This is a genomic window from Hominimerdicola alba (assembly GCF_900112155.1).
In the GTDB taxonomy this organism is placed as follows: domain Bacteria; phylum Bacillota; class Clostridia; order Oscillospirales; family Ruminococcaceae; genus Hominimerdicola; species Hominimerdicola alba_D.
In genome coordinates, this window is sequence record NZ_FOKQ01000001.1 from 196,523 (window position 1) to 209,338 (window position 12,816).

Sequence of the window (12,816 nt, forward strand, 5' to 3'; positions counted from 1 at the left end):
TTAATGACCCTCCTTATTCGCCTGCGTGGGAGATACCGAGTATCTCGAGTTCCTTATCGGTAAGCCCTACACCGCGCAGCATCAGTCTGTTGCCGCGGAGACTCTCGATGGAGTTGATACCCATGCCGCCCATAAGTTCCTTGATCTCGTGGCGCCATGCGTCCATGAGGTTTACAAGTCTGCGTGAACCGATATCTGGGTTCAGGCGCTTAACAAGCTCGGGTCTCTGGGTTGCGATACCCCAGTTGCACTTGCCGCTCTGGCAGGTACGGCATAGATGACATCCCATAGCCAGCAGTGCTGCTGTTGCAACATATACTGCATCTGCACCAAGTGCTACTGCCTTTACAACATCTGCTGCGGAGCGTACACTACCGCCTACTACCAGGGATACGTTGTTTCTGATGCCCTCATCGCGCAGACGCTGGTCAACTGATGCCAGTGCAAGCTCTATGGGGATACCAACGTTATCACGGATACGTGTGGGAGCTGCGCCCGTACCGCCGCGGAAGCCGTCGATAGCGATGATATCAGCACCGCTGCGGGCGATACCGCTGGCGATAGCTGCGATGTTATGAACAGCTGCTACCTTTACGATAACAGGCTTTTTATACTCGGTAGCCTCTTTGAGGGAGAATACCAGCTGACGGAGATCTTCGATGGAATAGATATCGTGATGAGGTGCAGGGGATATAGCATCTGAGCCCTCTGGTATCATTCTGGTCTTGGAAACGTCGCCGACGATCTTAGCACCGGGGAGATGTCCGCCGATACCTGGCTTTGCGCCCTGACCCATCTTTATCTCGATAGCTGCGGCAGCTTCCAGGTAATCCTTGTGAACACCGAAACGTCCCGATGCAACCTGAACGACGGTGTTGGGTCCGTATACGTAGAAGTCTTCATGCAGACCGCCTTCACCTGTGTTGTAGCAGATACCCAGTTCGGTAGCTGCGCGGGCGAGGGAAGCGTGAGCGTTATAGCTGATAGAGCCGTAGCTCATGGCAGAGAACATAACGGGCATGGAGAGTTCCAGCTGAGGAGAAGTCTCGGTGACAAGCTCTCCGTCCTCGTTGCGCTTGATCTTTTCGGGCTTTTTGCCGAGGAAGACCTTGGTCTCCATAGGTTCACGCAGGGGATCGATAGGAGGGTTTGTTACCTGAGATGCGTTTATCAGGATCTTATCCCAGTAAACGGGCAGAGGCTTGGGGTTGCCCATTGATGACAGCAGCACACCGCCGCTGTTTGCCTGCTTATAAACTTCTTTGATAGTATCGTCAGCCCAGTTTGCGTTCTCACGGAGACGGCAGTCGCTCTTTACTATTTTGAGCGCTCTTGTGGGACATAGAGATACGCAGCGCTGGCAGTTTACGCATTTAGTTTCGTCTGAAAGCATGATTCCGCGGTCGGGGTCAAAGCTGTGTACTTCGTTGGCGCACTGTCTTTCACAGACACGGCACTGTATGCAGCGGTTATCGTTGCGCACTACCTCGAACTCGGGATATATAAAATGATCTATCATCAGAATTTACCCTCCTTGACTCTTACTATAACAGGCTCTCCGCCCGCTGGTGCGTAGAAGTTCTCGGCATCGGGCTCCATTACCCTTACTGCGGCTTCTTCGCTGGCTATGAATACTTTATCGTCCTTTTCGGCGGTTATCATCGAACGGAGCTTCAGGCGGTCGTTAAGAGCCATGAGTCCTCCGTTCCAGCCGTATACTATTGAGAAAGGTCCTGTTATCAGCAGACTTGGAAACACCTGTCTTAAGAATGTAAGTCTTTCTTTTTCCTTCTCGGGCTTCGAGTTTATCGTTGACCAGAAAGGTGCTGCGATAACGGAAGCAGCTTCCTCCATAGTAAGACCCTGTCTTCTCAGCAGATAGTCGAGGATATAGGTGATGACCTCGGTATCGGTCTGTAATGTACATTTATAGCCGAACATCTCAATGAAGCGGCGGTTTGCATCGTAGGAAGATATCTCGCCGTTGTGGACGATGGAGCTGTCCAGCAGGGAGAAGGGGTGAGCACCGCCCCACCAGCCGGGGGTGTTTGTGGGGTAACGGCCGTGGGCTGTCCAGGAATAGCCTTCGTACTCTTCCAGTTTATAGAATACACCAACGTCTTCGGGATAGCCAACGGCTTTGAAACATCCCATATTCTTGCCGCTGGAGAATACGTATGCACCCTTCATCTCGGTGTTGATCTTCATTACTGTGCGTGCTACGAATTCATTTTCGTCAACCTGCTCGGAAGCAACCATTGAACCAAGCGGTGCGCAGAAGTATCTCCATATAATAGGTTCATTAGTGATCTGGGGTATCTTGCGGGTGGGTATCAGCTCACCCTTTACGATCTCGAAACGTTCCTTTAAGTAAGCTTCACATTCCTTGCGGGTGGAACGGTGATCGAAGAAGATATGGAAAGCATACAGATCTTTGTATTCGGGATAGATACCGTAAGCCGCAAATCCTCCGCCCAGACCGTTTGAACGGTCGTGCATTGGTTTCATGGCATTATAGATAACATCTCCCGTTATCCCTTTACCCTCTCTTGAAATGACTGCCGCTATCGCACAGCCGGACGGTATACGAACTTCGCCTTCAAGTTTCATTTTCAGCACTCCTTATCATAAAAAAAACGTTCACCCTTTTTTATCGGCGTGAATCGCTTCACGGCAATAAAAAAGAATGAACGCCATTGCTCATGCAGTATTTGCAAGTATTATATCTCACAATTTCATTTTTGTCAAGGGGTTTTGCAAGATTTGTGAAAATTTTGCAAGATTCGGTTTGTAAACTTTCACGACTTTTGTGAAAAACGTGCTTGACAAATGCTTCGGGATGGTGTATAATACGAATCATGGAAGGCAAAGAGGTCTTGAATGAAGCTTAGGTTTCAAGGCTCTTTGTCTTTTTTTGTTGACATTGGAAAGGCATATGGAAAGTATAAAGTCTTTCCTAAATATAATTTTCTATATTTATAAGGCAATGGCGTCTTCGGTACAGGGATAATACTCTCTGTTCATCGGAGACGCTTTTGTTTATAACGAACGGAGGAAATCATAATGAGTACGGTACCCGAATTGTTTGCAAGCAAGGTTTTTGATGACAGAGTTATGAAATCAAGACTGTCATCTAAAGTCTACAATTCACTGAAGAATACTATTGAGATCGGCGAGAAGCTTGACATCACTGTTGCCAATGCAGTTGCCGAGGCTATGAAGGACTGGGCGATCGAGCAGGGAGCTACACATTATACTCACTGGTTCCAGCCCCTTACAGGCATCACTGCTGAAAAGCACGACAGTTTTATAAGCCCTTCTCCCGACGGAAGAGTTATCATGGACTTCTCGGGCAAGGAACTCATCAAGGGCGAACCTGATGCATCATCGTTTCCTTCGGGCGGACTGAGAGCTACTTTTGAAGCAAGAGGATACACCGCATGGGATCCTACATCTTATGCATTCATCAAGGGCAAGACGCTGTGCATTCCTACTGCTTTCTGTTCCTACGGCGGTGAGGCTCTGGACAAGAAGACACCTCTGCTGAGATCAATGGAAGCTCTCAACAAGCAGGCACTGCGTATCCTGAAGCTTTTCGGCAACGATCAGGTAAGACACGTTACTACTTCTGTGGGACCCGAGCAGGAATACTTCCTCATCCCCAAGGAGCTGTACGATCAGAGAAAAGACCTTATCTATACAGGCAGAACACTGTTCGGTGCTAAGCCTCCCAAGGGTCAGGAGCTGGACGATCACTACTTCGGTGTTATCAAGCCCAGAGTTGAGGCTTATATGTCCGACCTGAACGAGGAGCTGTGGAAGCTGGGCATCCTTGCAAAGACCCAGCACAACGAGGTTGCTCCTGCACAGCACGAGCTTGCACCTATCTACGCTACCACAAACATCGCTACCGATCACAACCAGCTGACAATGGAGATCATGAAGAAGGTTGCACAGAAGCACGGTCTGGTCTGCCTGCTGCATGAGAAGCCTTTTGACGGTGTCAACGGTTCAGGTAAGCACAACAACTGGTCTATCGCTACCGATACAGGCGTTAACCTGCTGACTCCAGGCGAGACACCTTATGAGAATGCACAGTTCCTGCTGTTCCTGTGCGCAGTTATCAAGGCTGTTGACGATTATCAGGATCTGCTGAGAATCTCCGTTGCTACCGCGGGCAACGATCACCGTCTGGGTGCTAACGAGGCACCTCCCGCAGTTATCTCCATCTTCCTTGGTGAGGAGCTTGAGGGTATCCTTGAGGCTATCGAGAACGATACTCCTTATGAGGGCGTTGAGAAGACTGTAATGAAGCTGGGTGTAAGCGTACTGCCCAGATTCACAAGAGATACCACAGACCGTAACCGTACTTCGCCTTTCGCATTCACAGGCAACAAGTTCGAGTTCAGAATGGTCGGTTCTGCTGACAGCATCGCTTGTGCTAACATCATGCTGAACTCAGCAGTGGCAGAGAGCCTGAAGATCTACGCTGACAGACTGGAAAAGGCTGACAACTTCGAGGACGCTCTCCATGAGATGATCAAGAAGACCATCACCGATCACAAGCGCATCATCTTCAACGGCAACGGCTATGATGATACATGGATCAAGGAAGCTACTGAGGTTCGCGGTCTGCTGAACTACCGCACAACTCCCGATGCTATCCCTCATCTGATGGACGAGAAGAACGTCAAGATGCTGACTGCTCATAAGGTATTCACCGAAGCTGAGCTCCGCAGCCGTACAGAGATCACTCTGGAGAACTACTGCAAGGCTGTTGTTATCGAAGCCAAGACCATGGAGATGCTGGCTCGCCGCGAGATACTTCCCGCTATCGAGGAATATGCAGCATTCGTTGCAAAGACCGCAAATGCAAAGAAATCACTTGCTACCGATCTTGCCTGCACCTATGAGACCGAGACAGTGAAGAAGCTGTCCGGCTATGCAGGAGAGGCTTATCAGAGCCTTGACGAACTTGACAGCGTTCTCGATAAGGTGAAGGATTCAGACAGCGTTACCGATACCGCTTACATCATCAGAGATGAACTTCTCGGTGTTATGGAAAAGCTCCGTGCATCATGCGATGAGGCAGAAAAGATCACAGCTGCAAAGTTCTGGCCGTTCCCGACCTACGACGAGCTGCTGTTCGGTGTTAAATAAGCGTTATACTAAAATCCTATCTTAAATTATAAGGAAATGGCTGCCACAGAAATGCGACAGCCAAGTTCCGTTTTTCGGAGGAATCAGATTATGTGTTGTATTATGGGTTGGTGCTCGGTCAAAGCTGACCGTGACCTTATGGAAAAATGTTTTGAAAGGACAAAATCAAGAGGACCTGATGACAGCCGTTATGAGGCTGTACCGAGTGGTATCCTGGCGTTCCACAGGCTTGCGATAATGGGTCTTACCCCTGATGGTATGCAGCCATTCAGGCTGGGTAACAGCTATGTTGTCTGCAACGGCGAGCTTTATGGCTTTGAGAAGATCAGAGATGATCTTGCAAGCAAGGGCTACCGTTTCCAGAGCGATTCGGACTGTGAGATACTTCTGCCAATGTGGGAGCAGTACAATACCGATATGTTCGCTATGCTGGATGCTGAGTTTGCCTGCATAATCTTTGACGGTGCGACAGGAAAGTTCATCGCTGCCCGTGACCCCATCGGCATACGTCCCCTTTATTATGGTCATGACAAAGATGGTGCTGTTGTATTCGCAAGCGAGCCACAGAACCTTGTGGACATCTGTGACAAGATCATGCCTTTCCCTCCCGGACACTATTATATGGACGGCAAGTTCCACTGCTACAATGATATCGCAAGACCTGATCATGTATGTCATGATGATCACGAGACTATCTACAAGAACATTCATGACAAGCTTGTTGCAGGTATCGAGAAGCGTCTGGTGGCTGATGCAAAGGTAGGCTTCCTGCTTTCGGGCGGTCTGGATTCTTCACTGGTATGCGCTGTCGCACAGCAGAAATCCGATAAGCCCATCAGGACTTTCGCTATCGGTATGTCGGAAGACGCCATCGACCTGAAATATGCTAAGGAGACCGCTGATTATATCGGCTCTGAGCATACTGAGATAATCATAACAAAGGACGATGTTATTGCGGCACTGGACGATGTTGTGCATCTGCTGGGAACATTTGATATAACCACTATCCGTGCAAGCATGGGTATGTACCTTATCTGCAAGGCTATACATGAGCAGACCGATATCCGCGTACTGCTGACAGGTGAGATATCCGATGAGCTTTTCGGATACAAGTACACCGATTTTGCTCCCTCTGCTGAGGAATTTCAGCGTGAAGCCGAGAAGCGTGTACGCGAGCTTCATATGTATGATGTTCTGCGTGCTGACAGATGTATCTCTGTAAACTCACTTGAAGCAAGAGTGCCTTTCGGCGACCTTGATTTTGTTAAATACGTAATGGCGATAGACCCCGAAAAGAAGCTCAACACCTACGGCAAGGGCAAGTTCCTGCTGCGTAAAGCTTTTGAGGCTGACGGAGTTCTTCCCGAGAATATACTTTGGAGAGAAAAGGCTGCGTTCTCCGACGCTGTTGGACATTCTCTGGTAAACTATCTGAAGGCTTATGCTGAGGATTATTACACAGAGGAAGAGTTTGAAACACTGAGAAAGAAGTACACACACGCTCAGCCCTTCACTAAGGAATCTCTGCTTTACCGCGAGATTTTCGAGAAATATTATGAGGGTCAGAGCGAGATGATCGTTGATTTCTGGATGCCTAACAAGTCATGGGAAGGCTGCAACGTCAACGACCCTTCGGCAAGAGTACTTTCAAACTACGGCGCAAGTGCGGAATAAGGAGGACAGCCTGATGAGAAAATATATTTTTGTTACGGGAGGAGTCGTTTCGGGACTTGGTAAGGGTATTACCGCGGCTTCTCTAGGTAGATTGCTAAAATCCCGCGGGCTGACTGTGGCTGCACAGAAGCTCGACCCATATATAAATGTAGACCCCGGTACCATGAGCCCTTATCAGCACGGTGAGGTATATGTTACCGAGGACGGTGCCGAGACCGATCTGGACCTTGGACACTATGAACGTTTCATCGACGAGGATCTGAACAAGTATTCAAATCTGACCACGGGTAAGGTATACTGGAATGTTCTTAACAAGGAGCGCAGAGGTGAATATCTGGGTTCAACGGTGCAGGTGATACCTCATATCACCAATGAGATCAAGGAATTCGTATACTCTGTGGGCAAGAAGACCGATGCTGATGTTATCATCACCGAGATAGGCGGTACTATCGGCGATATCGAATCTCAGCCTTTTATTGAAGCTGTAAGGCAGATATCCCTTGAAGTGGGCAGAGAGAACGCTCTGTTTATCCATGTTACACTGGTTCCTTTCCTGAGCGGTTCGGACGAGCACAAGTCAAAGCCTACACAGCATTCCGTAAAGGAACTTCAGGGCATGGGCATTAATCCAGATATCATCGTACTGCGCTGTGACAGACCTCTGGAGCCATCTATCTTCCAGAAGATAGCACTTTTCTGCAACGTTCGCCCCGAGTGCGTTATCGAGAACATCACACTGCCTGATCTTTATGAAGCTCCGCTGATGCTGGAGAAAGCTAAATTCTCCGATGTTGTCTGTGACAGGCTGGGAATAACTGCTCCCCGCCCGCATCTTGATGAATGGTGCGAGATGGTGGAGAGGATAAAGTCTGCTGATACCACTACAAAGATAGCTTTGGTAGGTAAGTACACCGAGCTTCACGATGCTTATCTCTCGGTGGCTGAGGCACTTCGCCAAGAAAGATATTCCATCGGTACACACGTTGATATCAGTTGGGTGGATTCGGAAAAGCTCACGGCTGAGAATATCGGCGAGTCCCTTGCAGGCGTTAACGGTATCATAGTCCCCGGAGGCTTCGGCGGAAGAGGTATTGAGGGCATGATACAGGCTGTCAAGTACGCACGAGAGAACAATATCCCGTTTTTCGGTATATGCCTTGGTATGCAGATAGCTGTTATCGAATATGCCAGAAATGTATGCGGAATCAGCGATGCTGATTCGGGCGAATTCAACGAGGTATGCAAGCACAAGGTCATCGACTTTATGCCCGGTCAGAGCGACAGCATCGACAAGGGCGGCACGCTTCGTCTGGGTGCTTACCCATGTGTTATCTCTCAGGGAACAACCATGGAGAGATGCTACGGCAAGAATGAGATAAGCGAACGTCACCGCCACAGATACGAATTCAACAACGATTATCGCGATACACTGTCAAATGCGGGTCTTACCCTCAGCGGTATGTCACCTGACGGCAGACTTGTGGAAACTGTTGAGCTCACTGAACGTGATTTCTATGTGGGCGTACAGTTCCACCCTGAGTTCAAGAGCCGTCCTAACCGTCCTCATCCGCTGTTTATGGGCTTCGTTTCAGCAGCGGCAGAGAGGAGCGGCAAATGAGCGGTCTGCATGAGGAGTGCGGGGTATTCGGCTTATACTCCCCGCAGAAATCCCATCTTGCCGAGATAGTATACTACGGTCTTTACGCTTTGCAGCACAGAGGTCAGGAGGGCTGCGGCATCGCAGTTTGTGAGGACGGTGTCATCACCGCCCACAAAGATGTGGGGCTTGCAGGTGAGGTATTCACCCACCGTGTACTGGCAGAAATGCCACAGGGCAATATGGCTGTGGGACACGTAAGATATTCTACCACAGGCGGCAACGAAAGGCGCAACTGTCAGCCAATAGTTGTCAACCACATGAAAGGGCGCATGGCGCTGGCTCACAACGGAAATCTTTCCAATGCGGGAGAGCTGAGAAGCGAGCTGGAGCTTTCGGGGGCTATATTCCATACCACCTCCGATACTGAGACCATCGCCTACATAATAACAAAGCAGCGTCTTATCAGAGGCTCTATCGAGGAAGCAGTGCTTTCCGCAATGGACATAATCGAAGGCGCTTATTCCCTTGTGGTGATGAGCCCCACAAAACTCATTGCCTGCCGTGACCCCTTCGGTTTCAGACCCTTGTGCTTCGGACAGATGCCTGACGGCACCTATGTGGTGGCATCGGAGAGCTGTGCGCTCACTGCGGTGGGTGCGAAGTTCGTCCGTGATATCGAAGCGGGAGAGATGCTGATATTCTCCAAGGACGGTGTGCGTTCAGACCGTTCACACTGCGTCAAAAAGCCCAAGAGCATATGCATATTCGAGTACATATACTTTGCTCGTCCCGATTCCGTTATCGACGGTGTATCGGTACATTCCGCAAGGCTGAGAGCAGGACATATACTGGCTGAGAGCTGTCCTGTGGACGCAGATATCGTAATAGGAGTGCCTGATTCGGGACTTGATGCGGCGCTGGGATTCTCACAGAAGTCGGGTATACCCTACGGCATAGGGCTTATCAAGAACAAGTATGTTGCAAGGACGTTCATATCCCCAACACAGGAGAGTCGTGTGGACAAGGTGCGCATAAAGCTTTCGGCTGTAGAAGAGACTGTAAAGGGCAAGCGCGTTGTGCTGGTGGACGATTCCATAGTACGCGGCACTACGGGGGGCAGGATAGTTGCACTTCTCCGAGAGGCGGGAGCAAAGGAGATACATTTCCGCGTATCTGCACCTGCTTTTCTGCACCCATGCTACTACGGCACTGATATAGATTCGGAGGAGAACCTTATAGCGGCACGCCGTACCCCCGAAGAGATAGCGGCTGAGATGGGCGCTGACAGTCTGGGATATCTGCCCATGGAAGCGCTGGACAAGCTGAATCTGGGTGCGGGCTGCTGCAAGGCTTGCTTCAACGGAAACTATCCCACACCCGTTCCCGAAAAAGCACACAAGGATAAATACGAAATGAAGATACAGGAGTGATAAAAATGCTTACACCTAACATGAATTATTCCCATTTAAAGGCTTCGTACCTTTTTTATAACATAGGTCAGAAAGTTAAGGCTTATCAGGCTGCACACCCCGATGAGCATATCCTTCGTCTGGGCATAGGCGATGTTTCTCTGCCACTTTGCGACGCTGTTATCAAGGGTCTGCACAAGGCGGCTGACGATCAGGCTGATGCCAAGACTTTCAACGGCTATATGCCCGAGTGCGGTGCGCCTTTCCTGAGAAAGGCTATCGCTGATTATTACCGCGGCAGGGGAGTAGCCCTGGAAGATGACGAGGTATTCGTATCCTCGGGTGCATCGGACGAACTGGGTGATATCCTTGATATCTTTGACCGTTCAAACCGTTCGCTGATAATCGAGCCTGCATACCCTGCATATGTTGATGCAAACATCATGGGGGGCAGAGAGATAGTTCATCTGCCTTCTTCCAGAGAAAATGGTTTTCTGCCCCTGCCCGATGATGATACATCGGCTGAGCTGATATACCTTTGCTCACCCAACAACCCCACAGGTGCTGTATTCAGCAAGGAACAGCTGAAGGTCTGGGTGGACTGGGCTAATGCTCACGGTTCTGTTATACTGTTCGATGCGGCTTATGAATCCTTTATCGAGGAAGAGGGTCTGCCTCATTCCATATTCGAGATCGAGGGTGCACGCACCTGCGCAATTGAGATATGCTCACTTTCAAAGACTGCTGGATTCACAGGTACACGTCTGGGCTACACTGTTATACCCAAGGACCTTGTGCGCAACGGCATGAACTTCAATGATATGTGGGTACGCAACCGCACCACCAAGACCAACGGTGTATCTTACATTATACAGCGCGCTGCCTGCGAGGTATTCACCCCTGAGGGACAGCAGCAGATACACGCGAACATCAACGTATACAAGAACAATGCCCGCACCCTGATGAAGGCTCTTGACAAGCTGGGCATCTGGTACACAGGCGGCAAGAACGCGCCTTACATCTGGATGGAGTGCCCCAATGGCATGGGTTCTTGGGAGTTCTTTGACAAGCTGCTGAACGAAGCACAGATAGTCGGTACCCCCGGCGAGGGCTTCGGCAAGTGCGGCGAGGGTTATCTGAGATTCTCCACCTTCGGCAGCCCCGAGGACACCGAGAAAGCGGCTGAAAAGCTGCTGGAACTTCTCGGCTGATTGGTTTGATTTCCTCACCTGATGATATTATATAAAGAAAGACAGGTATCCTGCGGGATATCTGTCTTTTGCTTTATAGGTATATTGCTGCTTTTTCAGCCTGCGTTCTTTTCCTCGACTATTGTCAGGTCTGAGGTATCATAGCACACCCTTGCGTGGTTGTGTCTTATCAGTTCTCTTGAAACGTGCTCGCCTGTGCGGCGGTCTATCTTGTCGCGGTAAACATCGCCGTTGCGGTATACTATGCCGTCTTCGCGGGAGAAGTACACGTTCTCAGCCTGGATATGGAACTTGTAGGACTGCCTTTTCTCGGCTCTCAGCTCGCCGCAGAGGTATTCATCGGTGGTGTAGATGATAAGCTGGTATGTATTATCGGTATCGTTGCGGAAGCGGTAATCCAGGTAATTATACATTATGGAAGTGCCAGTGCCGAAGGGTATGGTCCTGTTGAAATCGGGGAAGAGGTCTATCTGGTCATGGTGGTGGTGCTCGGTGATGGTGAGCTCGGAATGGAGTATCATCCAGTGGATAAGGTTAGTCATCTGGCACATGCCGCCGCCGAGACCCGATGACGGGTGGTCGGAGAATATGGTCAGACCCTCGCGGTAGCCTTTCTTCACCGTGAGACTGCCCACAAGGTTCCAGAATGAGAAAGTCTCACCGGGGCGGATAAGCACGGTGTTTATCTTGGGTGCGGCAAGGGAAAGGTTAACAGCCTTGTTTTCCTGAAGATGCATATCAACGTTGCCAAGTCTTCTGCGGATAAGGGAGTTGTGCTTGTAGATCAGGTATTCAAGTTTGTCTTCGGAGAATGTGCGTGCGAATGTGTGCTTGTCCTTGATATCGTGCAAAAACCTGAGGGCTTCGCACTTTTTGACTGACAATGCGTAAGTTAGTGGGGAAATTTCACAGAATAGTTTTCTCTTCATTTTTATTACCTTCACTTTCAAATAAATAGTTATCAACCATGTGCTCTGCTATCATACACTATATTAGACGAGCAAATCACCGGAAAGTTACAAACGTTGTGTTAATTTAAAAATAACTTTATGTGAATTGCATTCGGTCTGCGACGGCGTTTGGAGAGAATACTCATATGTGTATATTAAGCTTTATCCTTTGTGTTACGCATGACACAATTAAAAAAACGTCCCTCCGAAGAGAGACGTTTTTTATATGTTGGGGGTGGAGATGGATAAAATAATCTGAAAGAATTCAAATTTGGAAGCCTGGATGCAGTAGTCTGATCATCAGCTAAATTATTTGCTTTACAAACTAAATCTTACCATGATCGGAACAGATTGTCGATCAAAATCTGAGTGAAAAGAATCCATTCTTGCTTTCTGTACGAAAGTATGCTATACTATTTTAGACAAGATAATAAACTATGCAGGGAGGAAAAACATGAATAAACTCAACCTTTTATTTCTGATACTTCTGCTTCCGTTCATCATCCTGATTCGGCTGTTTAAACCGAACAAAGACCGCAGGGGAAGAATGATGACTGACATTATCGAAAGTAAATACCCAAAATGCAGGATCATAAAAATCGATATGCAGTACGATGAACGGTCATCTTCTGTGAGTACAGCCGATAAAGACAAAAATGTGAAAGGCGCGGTGGTCATCATCGATAATAACGGCGAAAGGCGTATACTGCATTTATCCTTTACCGACGATACCTGGCATATCACTAAGGATGCCACTGAAAGCGGCAAAGATCTAACTTGAATAAAAACACGGCAGGGAAGCTGTTCATCCC

At 49.0% G+C, this 12,816-nt stretch carries 9 protein-coding genes; 6 read left to right on the forward strand and 3 right to left on the reverse strand.

The genetic code is table 11. The annotated features are described in order from the left end of the window. Positions 1–13: 13 nt before the first annotated feature. Entirely contained in the window at positions 14–1,519 is a 1,506-nt protein-coding gene (locus BM265_RS00825; RefSeq protein ID WP_074959588.1) for a glutamate synthase-related protein, read from the reverse strand. Beyond that, positions 1,519–2,610: a class II glutamine amidotransferase gene (locus tag BM265_RS00830; protein WP_074959589.1), complete on the reverse strand. Its 1,092-nt coding sequence runs from the start codon at positions 2,608–2,610 to the stop codon at positions 1,519–1,521. The genes BM265_RS00825 and BM265_RS00830 overlap by 1 nt, the downstream gene beginning before the upstream one ends. A 453-nt stretch (positions 2,611–3,063) precedes the next feature. Here BM265_RS00830 and BM265_RS00835 point away from each other — a divergent pair, with 453 nt between their 5' ends. The 5 genes from BM265_RS00835 to BM265_RS00855 all read left to right on the forward strand — a co-directional run bounded on the left by BM265_RS00835 (position 3,064) and on the right by BM265_RS00855 (position 11,054). Continuing rightward, complete coding sequence (locus BM265_RS00835) at positions 3,064–5,160, forward strand: glutamine synthetase III family protein (protein ID WP_074959590.1); 2,097 nt, start codon at positions 3,064–3,066, stop codon at positions 5,158–5,160. Between the two features lie 90 nt (positions 5,161–5,250). Further along, complete coding sequence (asnB, locus tag BM265_RS00840; protein WP_074959591.1) at positions 5,251–6,834, forward strand: asparagine synthase B; 1,584 nt, start codon at positions 5,251–5,253, stop codon at positions 6,832–6,834. 13 nt (positions 6,835–6,847) lie between these two features. After that, entirely contained in the window at positions 6,848–8,452 is a 1,605-nt protein-coding gene (locus BM265_RS00845; protein ID WP_074959592.1) for a CTP synthase, read from the forward strand. Next, complete coding sequence (gene purF, locus BM265_RS00850; protein ID WP_074959593.1) at positions 8,449–9,864, forward strand: amidophosphoribosyltransferase; 1,416 nt, start codon at positions 8,449–8,451, stop codon at positions 9,862–9,864. The genes BM265_RS00845 and purF overlap by 4 nt, the downstream gene beginning before the upstream one ends. 5 nt (positions 9,865–9,869) lie before the next feature. Continuing rightward, positions 9,870–11,054, forward strand: coding sequence for an LL-diaminopimelate aminotransferase (locus BM265_RS00855; RefSeq protein ID WP_074959594.1), 1,185 nt, complete (start codon positions 9,870–9,872; stop codon positions 11,052–11,054). A 95-nt stretch (positions 11,055–11,149) separates the two neighbouring features. On the opposite strand, the gene BM265_RS00860 is transcribed toward BM265_RS00855, so the two are convergent. After that, positions 11,150–11,983: a VanW family protein gene (locus BM265_RS00860; RefSeq protein WP_074959595.1), complete on the reverse strand. Its 834-nt coding sequence runs from the start codon at positions 11,981–11,983 to the stop codon at positions 11,150–11,152. 475 nt (positions 11,984–12,458) lie between these two features. On the opposite strand from BM265_RS00860, the gene BM265_RS00865 reads away from it, so the two are divergent. After that, positions 12,459–12,785: a hypothetical protein gene (locus tag BM265_RS00865; protein ID WP_074959596.1), complete on the forward strand. Its 327-nt coding sequence runs from the start codon at positions 12,459–12,461 to the stop codon at positions 12,783–12,785. Positions 12,786–12,816: the final 31 nt, after the last annotated feature.

Coding starts and splice junctions, on each gene's coding strand:
- BM265_RS00825 (WP_074959588.1), bottom strand. CDS start 1,519: ATGATAGATCATTTTATATATCCCGAGTTCGAGGTAGTGCGCAACGAT.
- BM265_RS00830 (WP_074959589.1), bottom strand. CDS start 2,610: ATGAAACTTGAAGGCGAAGTTCGTATACCGTCCGGCTGTGCGATAGCG.
- BM265_RS00835 (WP_074959590.1), top strand. CDS start 3,064: ATGAGTACGGTACCCGAATTGTTTGCAAGCAAGGTTTTTGATGACAGA.
- asnB (WP_074959591.1), top strand. CDS start 5,251: ATGTGTTGTATTATGGGTTGGTGCTCGGTCAAAGCTGACCGTGACCTT.
- BM265_RS00845 (WP_074959592.1), top strand. CDS start 6,848: ATGAGAAAATATATTTTTGTTACGGGAGGAGTCGTTTCGGGACTTGGT.
- purF (WP_074959593.1), top strand. CDS start 8,449: ATGAGCGGTCTGCATGAGGAGTGCGGGGTATTCGGCTTATACTCCCCG.
- BM265_RS00855 (WP_074959594.1), top strand. CDS start 9,870: ATGCTTACACCTAACATGAATTATTCCCATTTAAAGGCTTCGTACCTT.
- BM265_RS00860 (WP_074959595.1), bottom strand. CDS start 11,983: ATGAAGAGAAAACTATTCTGTGAAATTTCCCCACTAACTTACGCATTG.
- BM265_RS00865 (WP_074959596.1), top strand. CDS start 12,459: ATGAATAAACTCAACCTTTTATTTCTGATACTTCTGCTTCCGTTCATC.